This is a genomic window from Solimonas marina, from assembly GCF_012241385.1.
In the GTDB taxonomy this organism is placed as follows: Bacteria; Pseudomonadota; Gammaproteobacteria; order Nevskiales; family Nevskiaceae; genus Solimonas; species Solimonas marina.
Genome location: NZ_JAAVXB010000003.1, coordinates 301,185 through 317,287 on the forward strand (window position 1 = coordinate 301,185; position 16,103 = coordinate 317,287).

Annotated in this window: 16 protein-coding genes; 14 read left to right on the top strand and 2 right to left on the bottom strand. The window is 65.5% G+C overall.

Annotated elements, in window-relative coordinates; genetic code table 11:
- Window positions 1-92 precede the first annotated feature (92 nt).
- The 4 genes from G7Y82_RS07635 (at window position 93) to G7Y82_RS07650 (ending at window position 3,713) form a co-directional block, all read left to right on the top strand.
- Complete coding sequence (locus G7Y82_RS07635) at window positions 93-944, top strand: lysophospholipid acyltransferase family protein (protein WP_168147430.1); 852 nt, start codon at window positions 93-95, stop codon at window positions 942-944.
- Between the two features lie 4 nt (window positions 945-948).
- Complete coding sequence (locus G7Y82_RS07640) at window positions 949-1,899, top strand: SDR family oxidoreductase (protein WP_168147431.1); 951 nt, start codon at window positions 949-951, stop codon at window positions 1,897-1,899.
- A 104-nt stretch (window positions 1,900-2,003) separates the two neighbouring features.
- A complete protein-coding gene (locus tag G7Y82_RS07645; RefSeq protein ID WP_168147432.1) occupies window positions 2,004-2,522 on the top strand; it encodes a Dps family protein in 519 nt (172 codons plus the stop codon).
- 156 nt (window positions 2,523-2,678) lie between these two features.
- The gene (locus G7Y82_RS07650) at window positions 2,679-3,713 is read left to right on the top strand and encodes an ABC transporter ATP-binding protein (RefSeq protein ID WP_206370446.1); all 1,035 of its coding nucleotides are present in this window, start codon (window positions 2,679-2,681) and stop codon (window positions 3,711-3,713) included.
- 12 nt (window positions 3,714-3,725) lie between these two features.
- On the opposite strand, the gene G7Y82_RS07655 is transcribed toward G7Y82_RS07650, so the two are convergent.
- On the bottom strand, window positions 3,726-4,583 hold the full coding sequence (locus G7Y82_RS07655; RefSeq protein WP_168147433.1) for a glutaminyl-peptide cyclotransferase: 858 nt from the start codon (window positions 4,581-4,583) through the stop codon (window positions 3,726-3,728).
- Window positions 4,584-4,705: 122 nt separating this feature from the next.
- On the opposite strand from G7Y82_RS07655, the gene G7Y82_RS07660 reads away from it, so the two are divergent.
- The 10 genes from G7Y82_RS07660 (at window position 4,706) to ubiA (ending at window position 15,253) form a co-directional block, all read left to right on the top strand.
- Window positions 4,706-4,993 carry a hypothetical protein gene (locus G7Y82_RS07660; RefSeq protein ID WP_168147434.1) on the top strand — a complete coding sequence of 96 codons (288 nt, stop codon included), beginning with the start codon at window positions 4,706-4,708 and terminating at the stop codon, window positions 4,991-4,993.
- A 250-nt stretch (window positions 4,994-5,243) separates the two neighbouring features.
- Entirely contained in the window at window positions 5,244-6,098 is an 855-nt protein-coding gene (locus G7Y82_RS07665) for a YicC/YloC family endoribonuclease (RefSeq protein ID WP_240954134.1), read from the top strand.
- A 102-nt stretch (window positions 6,099-6,200) separates the two neighbouring features.
- Window positions 6,201-7,751, top strand: coding sequence for an LVIVD repeat-containing protein (locus G7Y82_RS07670; RefSeq protein ID WP_168147436.1), 1,551 nt, complete (start codon window positions 6,201-6,203; stop codon window positions 7,749-7,751).
- Window positions 7,748-8,386 carry a DUF305 domain-containing protein gene (locus G7Y82_RS07675; protein WP_168147437.1) on the top strand — a complete coding sequence of 213 codons (639 nt, stop codon included), beginning with the start codon at window positions 7,748-7,750 and terminating at the stop codon, window positions 8,384-8,386. The genes G7Y82_RS07670 and G7Y82_RS07675 overlap by 4 nt, the downstream gene beginning before the upstream one ends.
- Window positions 8,387-8,480: 94 nt before the next feature.
- The gene (gene gmk, locus G7Y82_RS07680; protein WP_168147438.1) at window positions 8,481-9,155 is read left to right on the top strand and encodes a guanylate kinase; all 675 of its coding nucleotides are present in this window, start codon (window positions 8,481-8,483) and stop codon (window positions 9,153-9,155) included.
- A gap of 32 nt (window positions 9,156-9,187) precedes the next feature.
- Entirely contained in the window at window positions 9,188-9,451 is a 264-nt protein-coding gene (gene rpoZ / locus G7Y82_RS07685; RefSeq protein ID WP_168147439.1) for a DNA-directed RNA polymerase subunit omega, read from the top strand.
- Window positions 9,452-9,578: 127 nt separating this feature from the next.
- The gene (locus G7Y82_RS07690; RefSeq protein ID WP_240954135.1) at window positions 9,579-11,738 is read left to right on the top strand and encodes a RelA/SpoT family protein; all 2,160 of its coding nucleotides are present in this window, start codon (window positions 9,579-9,581) and stop codon (window positions 11,736-11,738) included.
- Window positions 11,739-11,870: 132 nt separating this feature from the next.
- Window positions 11,871-12,254, top strand: a complete 384-nt coding sequence (locus tag G7Y82_RS07695) for a RidA family protein (protein WP_168147440.1) — start codon at window positions 11,871-11,873, stop codon at window positions 12,252-12,254.
- A 10-nt stretch (window positions 12,255-12,264) separates the two neighbouring features.
- Window positions 12,265-14,358, top strand: coding sequence for an ATP-dependent DNA helicase RecG (recG, locus tag G7Y82_RS07700; RefSeq protein ID WP_366515633.1), 2,094 nt, complete (start codon window positions 12,265-12,267; stop codon window positions 14,356-14,358).
- A 13-nt stretch (window positions 14,359-14,371) separates the two neighbouring features.
- Window positions 14,372-15,253, top strand: coding sequence for a 4-hydroxybenzoate octaprenyltransferase (gene ubiA / locus G7Y82_RS07705; protein WP_206370449.1), 882 nt, complete (start codon window positions 14,372-14,374; stop codon window positions 15,251-15,253).
- A gap of 35 nt (window positions 15,254-15,288) precedes the next feature.
- Here ubiA and G7Y82_RS07710 read toward each other — a convergent pair whose 3' ends face one another.
- Window positions 15,289-15,975, bottom strand: a complete 687-nt coding sequence (locus G7Y82_RS07710; protein ID WP_168147442.1) for a ComF family protein — start codon at window positions 15,973-15,975, stop codon at window positions 15,289-15,291.
- Window positions 15,976-16,103: the final 128 nt, after the last annotated feature.

Consider the following 16,103-nt stretch of genomic DNA (forward strand, 5'->3'; position numbering starts at 1 on the left):
CGACCCCCGCAAAAGTCATCCGTTTGCGCGCTGGTCAGCGTCATTTTTTTCGCATAACGTGTGGCTTCGGGGGAGAGGTCAACGGTGGTGGCATGCAGGCGTTCGAGAAAGTAAAAGCGCTGTCGCGACTCGCGTCGCGGGAGTCTCTGTACCGGCAGATCGTGACGCCGGACGTCGAGGATCAGATTTCACGGATGCCCAAGCCCGTCGGCAGCTACGGCTACGATGCCTGGGGCTATAACGAGAACGCTGCCAAGCTTGGCCTTGGCGTCGTCAAACTGCTCTACGAAAAATACTTCCGCGTCGTCGCCCACGGCATCGAGAACATTCCGACGCAGGGGCGGGCGCTGTTCATCGCCAATCATTCCGGTCAGCTGCCGATGGACGGCGTGCTGATCGGCGGCGCGATGGCACTGAATCCGCACGGCCCGCGCGCCCCACGCGCCATGGTCGACCGTTTCTTTCCGACCGTGCCATGGCTCGGTAGCGTCATGACCGGGATCGGCGCGGTGATCGGCGATCCGTTGAACTGCGTGAAAATGCTTGAGCAGGACGAGGCGATCATCGTCTTCCCCGAGGGCGTGCGCGGCTCAGGCAAGCTCTACCGCAAGCGTTATCAGCTGCAGCGCTTCGGCAATGGCTTCATGCATCTGGCGATGCAGACCGGTGCGCCCATCGTGCCGGTCGGCGTTGTTGGCTGCGAGGAAACGATGCCGTCATTCGCCAATATCGCGCCACTGGCCAAGCTGCTCGGCTTGCCTTACGTGCCGTTCGGCCCGCTGCTGCCGCTGCCGGCGCGCGTCTATCTGAACTTTGGCGAGCCGATCTGCTTCGACAACACGGCGACCAGCGAGGAAGCGGTCACCGAGCGTGTCGAATTGATCAAGGACAAGATTCGCGAACTGATGGCGCGTGGCCTGGCCGAACGCAAGAGCGTGTTCTGATCCGATGACCGACAAGAAAAAAACGGTGCTCGTCACCGGCGCTGCCGGCTCGCTGGCCAAGCGCGTGATCGCGCGCCTGCATGGCCGCTATCACGTCATTGCCGTCGACTTCCGGCGCAAGGTCGAGACCGAGCCGGATATCCCGTCGTACAAGATCGAGATTCACAAGCGCGGCTTCGAAGACGTGTTCCGTCGGCACAAGATCGACGCGGTGCTGCACATCGGCCGCATCTTCCCGCACGAGCACGATCGCACCCGGCGCTATAACGCCAATGTGCTGGGCAGCAAGAAGCTGTTCGAGCTGTGTCGCAAGTACGGCGTGGCACAGGTCATCGTGCATTCGACCTACTACGTCTACGGCGCCTCGGCCTACAACCCGGCGCTGCTCGACGAGGATGCGCCGCTGAAGGCCAGCGAGGTGACGCAGGACCTGGTCGATTCGGTGGAGCTCGAGAATCTCGCGCAGATCTACCTCTGGAAAGCGCCGGAGCTGAACATCACGATTCTGCGGCCGTGCAACGTGCTCGGGCCGGGCGTGCGCAACACGATGTCGGTGCTGCTGATGCGGCCACTGGTGCCGGTGCTGGTCGGCTTCTCGCCGATGATGCAGTGTCTGCATGTCGACGACATGGCCGACGCGCTGGTCGCCGCCTTCGAACAGAACAAGCCGGGCATCTACAACGTCGCGCCGGATGACTACGTCACCTACCAGACGATGGTCGAGCAGAGTGGCTGCCGCAAGCTGCCGGTACCCTCGGTGCCGCCGATGCTGCCGAAGATGATCAGCAGTGCCCTGAACTGGGGCAGCTTCTTCCCGCCGTATCTGGTCAACTACTTCAAATACCCGGTCATCATTGACGGCCGGTTGTTCCGCCAGACCTTCGGCTGGACGCCGCGACGCAGCCTGAACGATATCTTCAGCTACTACCGCAAACACAAGCTGCTGCCGCATTGAGTCAGCGATAGCCATGCTCAATCCGAGGACTTGATAAAGCTCATTTCCGCCGGAGCCGTTCCCGCCGTAGACTTCACCTCTGGACCCACGGAACGGAGCGCGTCATGAGCAAGAAGAGCGGCAAGGCGACCCCCAGCAGCAAGGCCACGCCGAGTGCCAAGATCGACATCGGCATCGACAAGGGCGATCGCAAGAGCATCGCGGACGGCCTGTCGCGTCTGCTGGCGGACGAGTACACCCTGTACCTGAAGACGCACAACTTCCATTGGAACGTCACCGGTCCGATGTTCAACACCCTGCACCTGATGTTCGAAGGGCAGTACACCGAGTCGGCCGCCGCTGTCGATCTGGTTGCCGAGCGCATCCGCGCGCTGGGCTTCTCGGCGCCGGGCACGTACAAGCAGTACGCCGCGCTGTCGTCGATCGAGGAAACCGACGGCGTGCCGGAAGCGATGGAAATGGTGCGCTTGCTGGTCAAGGGCCATGAAGCCTGCGCGAAGACCGCGCGCACGGTGTTTCCGGTCTCGGAAGCCGCGGCTGACGAGCCGACCTGCGATCTGTTGACGCAGCGCATGCAGCTGCACGAGAAGACCGCCTGGATGCTCCGCTCACTCCTGGAGTAAGCACGCGATTCGCCTACTGCGCACGCCGCTCTCGCGCTTGCAGTGCTCGCTGTGCTCCAGCACAGCTTGCGCGCTGGAAGCGCGAGAGCGGCGTTGCTCGCGACGGCGACCCGCGCGCCTCGGGCGCAGTTGTTTTTCCCCTACTTAAGAAAATCCTTGAACGCTGAAACCCAGTCGCCGCTGCTTGCGGTGCGTCAGTTGCGTATCCAGTATCCGGGCAAGCGCTGGCCCCCGTGGCAGCAGGCGCCGCGGCTGCGCGCGGTCGACGATGTGAATTTCAATCTGCGGCGCGGTCAGACGCTGGGCGTGGTCGGCGAGTCGGGCTCGGGCAAGTCGAGCCTGGCGCGCGCGTTGGTCGGGCTGGAGCCGATCCAGGCGGGTTCGGTGCGCTTCGAGGGGCAGGAACTCAAGGGGCTCGACAAGCGTGGCTGGCGTGCGCTGCGGCGTGACGTGCAGATGGTCTTCCAGGACCCGATGGCCAGCCTCAATCCACGGCACAAGGTGGGCCGCATTGTCGGCGAACCGTTGAAGACGCTTTATCCGGATCTCGGCAAGGACGAGGCGCGTGCGCGTGTGCGCGAGGCGCTGACTCAGGTCGGCCTGTCCGACAGTGATGCCGACCGCCTGCCGCGTGATTTTTCCGGTGGCCAGGCGCAGCGCATTGCCATCGCCCGCGCGATCGTCGTGCGGCCGAAGCTGCTGATCTGCGATGAGCCGGTTTCGGCGCTCGACGTTTCGATCCAGGCGCAGATCGTCAATCTGCTGCGCGACCTGCAGCGGCAACACGCGCTCGCGATGCTGTTCATCGCTCATGATCTGGCGGTGGTGCGTCATATCAGCGATCGCGTGCTGGTCATGTACTACGGCAAGCTGATGGAGCAGGCCGACCGCGACATCCTGTTCCAGGCCCCGCGCCATCCCTACAGTCGCGCACTGCTCGCCGCGCTGCCTGGACACGAAGCGCTGGCGCACCTGCGCGCGCGTGACGGCGAGTTGCCGGACCCGTACGCGCCGCCGGTTGGCTGCCTGTTCGTCTCGCGCTGCGCGATGGCCGACGAACGCTGCACGCGACGTCCGCCGCCGTATCGGCGCTACGCCGACGATGGTGTCGCGCTGTGCCACTACGCGGCCGACGACGGTGGTTCGCTGTTCGATCCGCCGTTCGCGGTGCGCTCGACGCTGGGTGCCTGACGATCCCGGCACTCAGGGCGCGCCGCCGGCTGCGGGCGACGGCACATCTTTCAGCTTCAGTTCGAACATGAGGGGCCAGCGCTTGCCGGTGACGTACCAGCGATCGCGTGCGGCGTCGTGGGCAATGCCGTTGAGTACGTCATCAGCCGGGTCCCAATGCGTGGGTTTCTTGAAGCGCGCGTCGAGCCCGGCGAGATCGAGCCAGCCCCGCACCTGACCGTTACCGGCATCGATGATCGCGATGCGGTCGGTTTCCCAGACGTTGGCAAAGATCATCCCGTTCGCGTACTCGAGTTCGTTGAGCTTGAACACCGGCGTGTCGCCGTCACGCACGGCGATCGTGCGGATGACGTGAAAGTCCTGCGGATCACGAAAGCTGATGACGTCGCTGCCATTGCTCATGATCAGTTGATCGGCGTTGTGCGTGAGCCCCCAACCTTCGCCCTGGTAACGCAGTCGAGTGATCTCGTGCAGCGCATGGTCGTAGACATATGCGATCTGGCTGCGCCATGTCAGTTGATAGATGCGATCACCAAAACAGGTGACGCCTTCGCCGAACACATCACCGGGCAAGGACCGCCGATCGACGACGGTTTGTGTCTCCATCGCGCGCCGAATCAGCGCAGAACGACCGTAAAGGCCGACGCTCTCGATCATTGACGCATCGCATAACTCCAGCCCTTCGGTGAAGGCTTCTGTGTCATGCGGCAAGGTCTTGGTAATCGTGTACGCGACATTCGTCGATGCCTTGAAACCCGCGCCAGCACTACGTTTCAAGGCATGCGCCTCTACGCAAGAACATAGCGATGCAAGTGCAAACGTAGATGCCATCAGCGTTGCGCGGCGTATGGGCTTCACGGTCGGGTCCAATAAATACGTTGATTTGAAAACTTTTTATCAGTAAAAATTCACACCGTGGAAATACGCATGAGGGCGTTTTCCAAATCCGCGCGGAGATTTCCGCGAATCGTGACTCGATGGAGGATGTATCGATGGCGACTGCGAAGAAAGCGGCGAAGAAAGCTGTGAAGAAGGCGCCGGCCAAGAAGGCGGCCAAGAAGGCTCCTGCCAAGAAGGTTGCAAAGAAGGCTCCGGCGAAGAAGGTCGTGAAGAAGGCGGCAGCCAAGAAAGTCGTGAAGAAGGCACCTGCCAAGAAGGTCGCCAAGAAGGCTACCAAGAAAGCAGCGCCGAAGAAGGCGGCCAAGAAGGTCGTGAAGAAGGCGGTGAAGGCGGTCAAGAAAGCCGTGAAGAAGGTCAAGAAAGCGGCGAAGAAGAAGTAAGCCGGCTGTCACCGCGGGCGGTTTTCGACATGAGTCGATGCCATCGAGGCGCCGCCCGATTAAAACAATAAGCAGCACTCGCTTCATCTTGCGCCGCGGCTACATCTTTACGTAGCCGCGCTTTCTCTCAAGCCGCCGAGCGCGATGCGCCAGAATCGGTGGCAGGCCTTCGTCGCCGTTACAATCCGCACTTCCATATCGTGACCCGCCGTCGGCGGGCGTCGGGAGTGATCGCCAAATGATACGCAGCATGACGGGCTATGCCCGTGTCGAAGCCTCTTACGACTGGGGCCGCCTGAGCTGGGAGCTGCGCTCCGTCAATCACCGCTACTTCGACGTCACGTTCAAGATGCCGGAAGACTTCCGCGTCCTTGAGGGTGACCTGCGTCAGTTCGCGGGAACGCGTATCGCGCGCGGCAAGGTCGAATGCGGTCTGCGCTATTCGCGCGACGGCCAGGCTGGCGACACCATCGTCCTCGATCGCGCGCGCCTGTCTCAGCTCAAGGACGCGCTCGATGCGGTCAACACCGAGCTCGGTGCGACCTCGGTGCCGGAGCCGATGCGGGTGCTGAGCTACCCGGGTGTCGTCAAGGAAGAGCAGGCCGACTTTGCGCCGCTGGTGGCGGCGGCGCGCGAACTGTTCTCGGCGGCGCTCAAGGACTTCTCGGCGACGCGTGCGCGTGAAGGCGAGCGCTTGCAGCAGTTTGTGCTCGAACGCTGCGACACGATCGAGACGCTGGTCGCCGAGGTGCGCGAGCGCTACCCGCAGGTTCGCGAGCAGTGGCTGGCGCGCCTGCAGGCGCGCTGCGCCGAGCTCGGCGTCGAGCTCGATCCGCAGCGTCTCGCTCAGGAAGTGGCAATGAGCGCGCAGCGCCTCGACGTCGAGGAAGAGATGTCGCGCCTGCTGAGCCATCTGGTCGAGGTGCGTCAGACCTTCAAGCGCGACGAAGCCATCGGCCGTCGTCTCGACTTTCTCATGCAGGAACTCAATCGCGAGGCGAACACCTTGTCGTCGAAGTCGCAGGATGCCGACATGACGCGTTGCGCCGTCGAGATGAAGGTTGCCATCGAGCAGATGCGCGAGCAGGTGCAGAACATCGAGTAGGCGTTCCCGCAGCCCCCTGGCGGCGATGCGATATAGTCGCCGCAGATCGCGGCGGCAGTGCCTGACAGCACGGACGCGCCGGACAAACAGGGGGAGGGGAAGATGTCGACGAGCCATGCTCGCGCCGCGCTGGCCGCGGCGCTGCTGTTGTGGTTGGCCGCATGTGGGAGCAGCGAGCCGCCGGATGATGTCGATGCGGGGGTGGTCGGTCTCGCACAGTGCGGTCCCGGCTCGCAGCCGGAGACGGCACTGCAAGGCGAAGTGCCGTTGGCCGATCGCCAGGATGGACGCAACCTGCAGGGCTACAGCTGCAACCTGAAGCTCGTGGGTCAGTATCAGGGCACCGGCGCGAGTGTCGTCAGTCCGTCCTTCGACACCTGTGCCTATATGTCCACCAGCGGTACCTTGATCGATCCGCTGCAGGCGCTGGAACCGTCGCCGGGCGTGCTGGTCGTCGATGCCGCTGATCCGGCGCAGCCGGTGCAGACGGCCAACCTCACCGGGCCATCGATGCTGATTGGCACCTGGGAGTCGTTGAAGGTGCAAGCCGATCGCAAACTGCTCGGCGGCGTTGCGGTGGGCGCGCTGACGGGGGCCGGCTTCTTCGATGTCTACGATATTTCCGACTGTGCGCATCCGGTACAACTCAACGCCATCGGCGGCACCAGTCTCGAACTGCCGGACAACGTGCTCGGTCACGAAGGCAATTGGTCGCCGGACGGCCTGACCTACTGGGCGACCGGTACGATCGCCGGTTCGATCACCGCCATCGATGTCAGCGACCCGACGTCGCCGAAGATCGTCTACACCGGGCTCGAAGGTTTTCCGGCCAATCACGGCGTCGAGTTCAGCGCCGACGGCAACACGCTGTATCTGGCGACCTGCTTTCCTGGCGGCGTGACCGTCCTCGACGTCAGTGATGTGCAAAGCCGCAAAGCGGTGCCGATGATTCGGCAAATTGGCTCCGTCACCTGGAATGCATTCAGCTGCGGGCAGCACGCGCTGCCGGTTTCGTGGGGCGGCAAGCCGTATTTGATCGTGCCCGACGAGTTCGATTCGGAAGGCATACACATCGTCGATATCACCGATCCGACGGCGCCGAAGATCGTGCGTCAGCTGCAATTGCAGATCCAGTATCAGGCCAATGCCGAGTTGCGCGCCGCCGATACCGCGGGCGACGGCCTGTTTGGCTACGAATCGCACTATTGCGCGGTCGACACACCCACGGATCCGAAGCTGTTGGCCTGTGGTTATTTCCAATCGGGCATTCGCGTCTTCAACGTCAGTGACCCGACGCAGCCGCGCGAGGTCGCGTATTACAACCCGCCGGCGCAGACCGGCAAGGGGCTGAGCCTGCAACACTCGCTGCACGCCTGGATCGGCGGCTTGCTGCCGACGATCTCCGATCTGTATACGTCCGGCTCAGGAACGAACGCAGACACCGTCGGCATCGATGCGCGCTATGTCGGCAATTTCGTCGCGGCGCTGCCGAGTCTCGTCGTCAATGCCGGCGGCGGCCCGGTGTCGGGCAACCTCAGTGCCGACTGGTGTAGTTCGCCGCCTCGCTTCGTTGGCGACCAGCTGTGGGTGACCTGCATGGACAATGGCTTCATGGTCCTGCAGTTCACCAACGGGGTGTCGCCGAGCCAGTGAGCGCGCGGCAACTTGCGGCGGTCGTGGCGCTGTTGGTGGCGGGCATCGCGCTCGCCACCGCCTATCGGCTGGGCGAGCGAGCGGCTGCCGTGCGCGTGCAGTCCCCGGGACCGGTCGACATCGGGTTTGCGCAGTTCATGCGCAGTCATCATGACCAGGCGGTGGTGATGACACAGATCATGTTGGCGCGCGGCAACACGCAGCTGACCGGGTTGCTCCGTGCGATCCAGACCGCGCAGCTGATCGAGATCGGCGAGATGAAAGGCTGGTTGCTGCTCTGGCAGCGGCCGCTGCTGCCGGCGACGACGAGCATGGATTGGATGTTGCTCGGCAAGACCGCGCCCGATGCGGCATTGTCCCGATATCTGAGCGATTGCAGGGCATCGCCGGGCGGCATGCCGGGGCTGGCCAGTGCCGCGCAACTCGACGAGTTGCGCCGTCTCGACGGCGCGGCGCGCGACCGCCTGTTCCTGCAACTGATGATTCGCCATCACCAGGGCGGCCTGCCGATGGCGCACTTCGCCGCACGCAATGCCGAGACGGTTGCGGTCCGCACCTTGGCGGCGGACATCGAAGCGCACCAGGCGCAGGAGCTGGCGTGGATGACGCTGCTCACGCAACGCCTGTCGCATTAGGCCGACGCCTGGCGGGCCGGGCATCCGCGGCGCGGTGTTATAGTCCGCGCATCCCCTCGATCACACGCGCCGCATGCGGCGCTGAATTCATTGCATGAGCCAAGGTAGTCTGTTCATCGTTTCGGCGCCGAGCGGCGGCGGCAAGACCAGCCTGACACGGGCGCTGGTGCCGGCGTTGGCCGGGCACGGCGTGACGGCGACGATCTCGGTGTCGTTCACGACGCGGGCGCCGCGGCCAGGCGAAACCGACGGGGTGCACTACCACTTCATCGACGAGGCCGGATTCGTCGACAAGATCGGCCGTGGCGATTTTCTTGAGCACGCGCATGTGTTCGGGCGCCGCTACGGAACCGGCCTGTCGGAAACGCGGGCGCTGCTCGACGCCGGGCACGACGTCATCCTCGACATCGACTGGCAGGGGGCGCGGCAGGTCAAGCGCGAATGGCCGCAGGCCATCGGCATCTTCATCGTGCCGCCGTCGGTGGCCGAGCTGGAGCGCCGCCTGCGCGGCCGCAGCCAGGACAGCGAGGACGTCATCGCCGAGCGCATGCGCGAGGCGCACGAGGAAATCTCGCACCACGCCGAGTACGATTACCTGATCGTCAACGAGAACTTCGAGCAGGCGCTGGCCGAGATGGCGGCGATCTTCCTCGAGCCGCGGTTGCGCAGTCAGCGGCAGCTGGCCCGCCACGGCGAGCTGGTCGCCCAGCTGCTGGCGCCGGGGGCTTCCGGTGGTGCTGGTCAATCCGCCGCCGCTCCCGTAAAATAGCCAGCTCTCAAGTTTTAGCTGCTGGTGCTGCCATGGCTCGTGTAACCGTAGAAGATTGTCTGGACCTGATTCCGAACCAGTTCGACCTGACTCTGGTCGCCGCCAAGCGCGCCCGTCAGCTGGCTCGCGGCTCGGAAGCGAAGCTGCCGTGGGGCAACCACAAGTCGACGGTGCTGTCGCTGCGCGAGATCGCCGAGGGTTACACCGACCGCTCGGTGCTCGAGGAAGTCGACCTGCCGGCGATCTCGCAGCCGAAGATGGAACTCGAAGCGCTGGACCCGTCGTTCGACGCCTGAGTTTCGACACGCTGTCGTTTGAAAGGCCCGCCTCCGAGCGGGCCTTTCGCGTGATGGGCGCCGCCGCGGCCGGCGCCGGATGCACGAAGTTGTAGGCCGGCCGCCCGGCTCCATATATATTGGTGTCATGGAGCTTTCCGTCATCCAGCGGCTGGGCAATGCGCTGCGCACGCAGCGGGCCGAACGCGAGTTCGGCATGGACGCGCTCGCGCGCATGCTGGAGGGCTATCTGCCGGAAGAGCAGATCGACCAGGTGCGCCGCGCCGCGGCGTTTGCCAAGAACGTCCACGACGGTCAGCGCCGTCAGTCCGGCGAGCCCTACGTCTATCACCCGTTGGCGGTCGCGCGCATCCTCGCCGACATGCGCCTCGATCACACGACGTTGATCGCGGCGATCCTGCACGACGTCATCGAAGACACCGGCATCTCGCGCGAGCAGTTGTCGAACGAGTTCGGCGCCGACGTCGCGGCGCTGGTCGACGGCGTCAGCAAGATCGCCAAGATCGAAGGCCGCACCCGCGCCGAGATGCAGGCGGAGAGCTTCCGCAAACTGCTGCTGGCGATGACCCAGGACCTGCGCGTGATCCTGGTCAAGCTTGCCGACCGCCTGCACAACATGCGCACGCTGGGCGTCACCTCCACCGAGAAGCGGCGCCGCGTGGCGCGCGAGACGCTGGAGATCTACGCGCCGATCGCGCAGCGTCTCGGCATCTATTTCATCCGTACCGAACTCGAGGACCTGGCGTTCGCCAACCTCTATCCGCGCCGCTATGCGGTGATGGTGCAGGCGGTGAAGGCGCAGGTCGGCGATACCCGCAAGCTGATTCGCGAGGTCGAGCAAAAGCTGTCGTCGACGCTGCGCGAGGAAGGCATCGGCGCCACCGTCGTCGGCCGCGAGAAGAACATCTACGGCGTCTACCAGAAGATGCGCCGCAAGAAGCTCAAGCTGCTGAAGGTCACCGACTTGCTGGGCTTTCGCATCATCGTCAGCAAGGTCGACGACTGTTATCGCGCGCTCGGCGTCGCGCATCACGTCTACAAGCCGGTGCCGGGCGAGTTCGAGGACTACATCGCCAACCAGAAGTCCAACGGCTATCAGTCGCTGCACACCTCGTGCGTCGGCCCGGCCGGGCACAAGATCGAAATCCAGATCCGCACGCGCGACATGCATCACGTCGCCGAGAGCGGCATCGCCGCGCACTGGCAGTACAAGCTCGGCGAGCGCGACAGCCAGTCGGCGCCGCAGGTACGTGCGCGCGAATGGGTGTCCGGTCTGCTCGACGAGTTCGGCGGCTCCAGCGCGATGGACTTCGTCGACAACGTCAAGGTCGACCTGTTCCCGGACGAGGTCTACGTGTTCACGCCGCGCGGCGAGATTCGCCGGCTGCCGCGTGGCGCCACGCCAGTCGACTTCGCGTACGCCGTGCATTCCGAGCTTGGCGACCACTGCGTCGCGGCGCGTCTCGACGGTCAGCTTGAACCGCTGAACACGCATCTGCGTAACGGCCAGACCGTCGAGGTCATCACCTCCAAGCACGCGCGGCCGAACGCCGCGTGGCTGAACTTCGTCAAGACCGCCAAGGCGCGTTCCGCGGTGCGCGGTTATCTGCGCACGCAGCGCGAAGACGAGGCCGTGCGCCTCGGCCGGCGTCTGCTGGAAATCGCGCTGCGCGAGCTGTCGGTACCATCGTCGGTGCTCAAAGACGAAGACCGCCTGCAGCCGGTGCTGGCTGCGCATCAGATGAGCGACGTCGAGGAGCTGTACGCGGCGATCGGCGTCGGCGAGCGACTGGCAGCCTTGGTGGCGCGCCACTTCCTGCCGGAAGGCGAAGCGGTCGGCGCGTCCGGTTCCGCGGCACCGCTGGCGATCGAAGGCACGGAAGGTCTGGTGCTCAGCTACGCACGTTGCTGTCACCCGCTGCCCGGCGACGAGATTCGCGGGCATGTCAGCACCGGGCGCGGCATCGTCGTCCACCGTCTCGACTGCAAGCATGCCAAGGGCCGGCCGCAGGACTGGGTGCCGCTGGCGTGGTCGGAGCGCGTGCAGGGCGACTTCCTGTCCGAGGTGCGGATGAAGACCATTCGTAAGCGCGGCATGCTGGCGATGGTCACGGCCGAGATCGCCGGGGCCGAATCGTCGATCGAAAACGTGCAGATGCCGGACGCTGCCGGCGGCGACGCGGTCGAGATGCGCTTCATCATCACCGTGCGCAGCCGCGTCCATCTGGCGCGCGTGCTGCGGCGCCTGCGTCGCGTCGACGGCGTCGAACGGGTGGTGCGGGCCTAAAAAGCGGTGCTTTACGGCGCGGCCACCCGGTTTGGCGGTGTTTGGCGCCAAGCCCGGGAATGACCGACGTTTTACTTGGCGCGATCCAGGGCATCGCCGACAATCGCGACTTTTCAGACCACGAGAGATTCCATGGCACGACAGATCATTCACACCGATGCAGCGCCGGCGGCGATCGGCCCGTATTCGCAGGCCGTGCGTTGCGGCAACACGGTGTATCTGTCGGGTCAGATTCCGCTCGATCCGGCGACCATGGAGATGAACAACGCGACGATCGAGGACGAGGCGCATCAGGTCTTCAAGAACCTGTCCGCGGTCGCCGCGGCCGCCGGCGGTTCGCTCGCCGACATCGCCAAGCTGTCGATCTTCATGACCGACCTGTCGCACTTCGGCACCGTCAACGAGATCATGAAGCAGTATTTCAAGGAGCCGTTCCCGGCTCGTGCCGCGATCGGCGTCGCCCAGTTGCCGAAGGGCGCTCGCGTCGAAGCCGAAGCGGTGCTCGTCCTCGAGTAAGCGCGCCGTCGTGGCCGGGCCCTCGGCGCGCGGCGGCCCACGGCCGCCGCTGACGCTGGACACCGAGGCGACATTCCTCAAGGGCGCCGGTCCGGCTGTCGCAATCCGCCTGCGCGCGCTCGGCCTCGAGCGCGTCCGCGATCTGTTGTTCCATCTACCGCTGCGCTACGAGGACCGTCGTGCGCACGTGGCGATCGCGCAGCTGCGTGCCGGCGACGAGTCGCTGGTGCGCGGCCGCATCGTCGCCGTCGATGTGCGCTACGGCGGGCGGCGCACGCTGCGCGTGACCATCGACGATGGCAGCGGCCCGCTGCTGCTGCGCTTCTTCCACTTCAACGAAGCGCAAAAGAACAACCTCGGCGAGGGGCGTTGGCTGCAGGCGTTCGGCGATGCACGCGTCGCCGCTGGTGGCATCGAGATGGTGCACCCGCAATATCGCGTCGCCGATCAAGTCGATGAGCTGCAGCCGGAAGCGAGCCTGACGCCGATCTATCCGACCACCACCGGCCTGGCGCAGCCGCGCCTGCGCCAGCTCGTCGCGCAGGCCCTGGAAGTCGCCACGCGTGAGCCGGCGCTGGTCACCGAACTGCCGGGGCTGGGCACGCCGTCGACCTTGGCGGCGCTGCGGGCGATCCACTTGCCCGGCGACGATGCCGATGCACGCGCCTTGCTTGCTGGTACGCACCCGGCGCAGCAGCGCCTCAAGCGTGAAGAACTGCTGGCCCACCAACTGAGTTTGCGCGTGCTGCGCCAGCGTCAGCGCAGCCGGCCGTCGCATCGCCTGCGCGATGCCGCGGCGTCTATCAGCGAACTGAGCAGCGTGCTCGGCTTCAGCCCGACCGGCGCACAGCGACGCGTGCTCGACGAAGTGGCACAGGATCTCGGCGGTGCGCAGCCGATGCTGCGGCTGGTGCAGGGCGACGTCGGCAGCGGCAAGACCGTGATCGGCGCGATGGCGATGCTCGCCGCGGCGCGCGCCGGCCTGCAGGCGGTCTTGCTGGCGCCGACCGAATTGCTCGCCGAACAGCATCAGCGCAATCTCGCGCGCTGGTTCGAGCCGCTGGGCCTGGCGCCGGTGCTGCTGTCGAGCCGGCTGAAGAAATCGGCGCGCGAACCGATCCTCGCCGGCCTGGCCGACGGCAGCCTGCCACTGGTGGTCGGCACGCACGCGGTGTTTCAGGACGACGTGCGCTTCAAGGCGCTGGCCGTCGTCGTCGTCGACGAACAGCATCGCTTCGGCGTGCAGCAGCGCCTGGCGCTGCGCGACAAGGGCGGCGCGAACGCGCCACACCAGTTGATCATGTCGGCAACGCCGATTCCACGCACGCTGGCGCAGACCGTTTACGCCGATCTCGATATTTCCGTCATCGACGAGCTGCCGCCGGGCCGCACGCCGATCCAGACCGTGGTGCTGTCGAACGAGAAGCGCAGTGACGTGCTCGCGCGCATCGGCGATGCCTGCCGCCAGCAACGCCAGGTCTACTGGGTCTGCACGCTGATCGAGGAGTCCGACGAACTGGATGCCGAAGCAGCCGAGGCGACTGCGACCAAGCTGCGAGCGGAATTGCCGGAGTTGCGCGTCGGTCTTGTGCACGGACGCATGAAGGGCGATCTCAAGGACGAGCAGATGCGCGCGTTTCAGGACAACGTGACGCAGTTGCTGGTGGCGACGACCGTCATCGAGGTTGGTGTCGACGTGCCCAATGCCAGCATCATGGTCATCGAGAACGCCGAGCGACTCGGCCTGTCGCAGTTGCACCAGTTGCGCGGCCGCGTCGGTCGCGGCAGCACCGCCAGCCAGTGCGTGCTGCTCTATCAGGGCCCGCTGGGCGAGGCGGCGCGCGCGCGGCTTGAAACCATGCGCGCAACGACCGACGGCTTCGCGATCGCGCAGCGCGATCTTGAACTGCGCGGCCCCGGCGAGCTGCTCGGCCGCCGCCAGACCGGCGAGATCGGCATGAAGCTCGCTGATCCGATGCGCGACGCAGCGCTGATTCCACCGCTGCAACCGCTGGCCGACCGCTACCTGCAGGACGAACCGCTGCTGGCCAAGCTGCTGATCGGCCGCTGGGTCGGCGATCCGGAGCGCTACGCACACGTGTAAAGTTCCGCCCGTGATGAACATGACGGTTCCAACCCCGATTAGCGCCCGCCTCGCCGACTACTGGCGGCTGACGCGCATGGACCGGCCGATCGGCATCTACCTTCTGCTGTGGCCGACGCTGTGGGCGCTGTGGTTCGCGGCCGGCGGCGTGCCGCCGTGGCCGGTGCTGCTGGTCTTCGTGCTCGGCACCGTGCTCATGCGCGCCGGCGGCTGCGCGATCAACGACTACGCGGACCGCGACTTCGACCCTCACGTCGCCCGCACTCAATCGCGGCCGCTGGCCGCGCGGCGTATCTCGCCGCGCGAGGCGGTCGGCGTGTTCGTCGTGCTGTCACTACTGGCATTCGCGTTGTTGTTGTCGCTCGGCAATGTGCTGGCGATCTGGCTGTCGTTGCCGGCCATGCTGCTCGCGGCCGGCTATCCGTTCGCCAAGCGCGTGCTGTCGATTCCACAGGCCATCCTCGGCCTCGCATTCTCGGCCGGCATCCCGATGGCGTTCGCCGCCGTACGCGGCACGGTCGACTGGCGCTTGGCGACCGCGTTGATCGTCGCCAACCTGTGCTGGGTCATCGCCTACGACACCTACTACGCGATGGCCGATCGCGAAGACGATCTGAAGATCGGCGTGAAATCGTCGGCCATCCTGTTCGGCCGCTACGACCGCGCGATCACCGCGCTGCTGCAGACCCTGTCGTTCGCGCTGCTGATCGTCGTCGGCCTGTGGACGCAGCGCGGCGTCGCGTATGACGCCGGCATCGCCGTCGCCGTCGGCTGCGCACTCTACGAACAATGGCTGATCCGCAAACGCGAACCGGGCCCGAGCTTCCGCGCCTTTCTACACAGCCACTACATCGGCCTGGCGGTGCTGGTCGGCCTGATCGTCGATATGCTCTGAGCGGTGGCTGTATGCGTAAAGGTGCGCTGCGGTATTTAGGGCGCTCGCGCGATCGCCCAGGCTTCGACTTCGGCGGCGCCCGCGCGGCGGCAGGTGCGGGCGAGTTCGGCGAGTGTCGCGCCGGTGGTCATGACGTCGTCGAGCAGGGCGACACGCAGGCCGGCGACGCGCGGGTCGACGGCGAAGGCTTTGGCGACCTGTCGGCGTCTGGCGACGGCGTCGGTGCCGATCTGGTCGGCGGTGCGGCGCAGGCGCTGTGCCCAGCGCGGTTCGACGCGCAGGCCATCGCGGCGCAGTGCACGCGCCAGTTCGACGCTCTGGTTGTAGCCGCGTCGCCACAGCCGCGTCGGGTGCAGCGGCACCGGGATGACGACGTCCGGTACCGGTGCCTCGCGTGTGCGCAGGCGATCGACGAACAGGCGGCCCAGCAATTGGGCGTGGCGAAACGTCGCCTGGTACTTCAAGGCATGAATTTGCTGGCGCACTGGCGGCGCCAGTCGAAACGGCGCCCAGGCGGCGGCGAACGGCGGTGGGTGCTGCGCGCAATGCGCACACAGACCATCGTGGGCCTGCGGCAGCGCGCAGCGCGGACAGGCGACGGTGTTCCACGGCAAGGCGTCGCGACACGATGCGCACAGTTCGGTGCCGTCGGTTCGGGCGGCGCAGAACGTGCAGGACGACGGTGCCAGCAGCTCGGTCAGTGATGAAAAGATGTCAACCATTGTGGAGCCTCATGGTTGACAGCCCCGGCGTCGGCCCGGAACACTAGCCGCTCCAGATAAGCCGCGCCGCGTCGAGCCGTTCCTGCCCGACGCGGTTCGTTCGTCCAGACCGGAAAAATCCGCCATGT

Bases quoted from the DNA above. Each gene is read 5' to 3' on its own strand.
- G7Y82_RS07640 (WP_168147431.1), top strand. From the start codon at position 949: ATGACCGACAAGAAAAAAACGGTGCTCGTCACCGGCGCTGCCGGCTCG.
- G7Y82_RS07665 (WP_240954134.1), top strand. From the start codon at position 5,244: ATGACGGGCTATGCCCGTGTCGAAGCCTCTTACGACTGGGGCCGCCTG.
- G7Y82_RS07660 (WP_168147434.1), top strand. From the start codon at position 4,706: ATGGCGACTGCGAAGAAAGCGGCGAAGAAAGCTGTGAAGAAGGCGCCG.
- G7Y82_RS07645 (WP_168147432.1), top strand. From the start codon at position 2,004: ATGAGCAAGAAGAGCGGCAAGGCGACCCCCAGCAGCAAGGCCACGCCG.
- G7Y82_RS07670 (WP_168147436.1), top strand. From the start codon at position 6,201: ATGTCGACGAGCCATGCTCGCGCCGCGCTGGCCGCGGCGCTGCTGTTG.
- rpoZ (WP_168147439.1), top strand. From the start codon at position 9,188: ATGGCTCGTGTAACCGTAGAAGATTGTCTGGACCTGATTCCGAACCAG.
- G7Y82_RS07690 (WP_240954135.1), top strand. From the start codon at position 9,579: ATGGAGCTTTCCGTCATCCAGCGGCTGGGCAATGCGCTGCGCACGCAG.
- G7Y82_RS07635 (WP_168147430.1), top strand. From the start codon at position 93: ATGCAGGCGTTCGAGAAAGTAAAAGCGCTGTCGCGACTCGCGTCGCGG.
- G7Y82_RS07695 (WP_168147440.1), top strand. From the start codon at position 11,871: ATGGCACGACAGATCATTCACACCGATGCAGCGCCGGCGGCGATCGGC.
- gmk (WP_168147438.1), top strand. From the start codon at position 8,481: ATGAGCCAAGGTAGTCTGTTCATCGTTTCGGCGCCGAGCGGCGGCGGC.
- ubiA (WP_206370449.1), top strand. From the start codon at position 14,372: ATGAACATGACGGTTCCAACCCCGATTAGCGCCCGCCTCGCCGACTAC.
- G7Y82_RS07710 (WP_168147442.1), bottom strand. From the start codon at position 15,975: ATGGTTGACATCTTTTCATCACTGACCGAGCTGCTGGCACCGTCGTCC.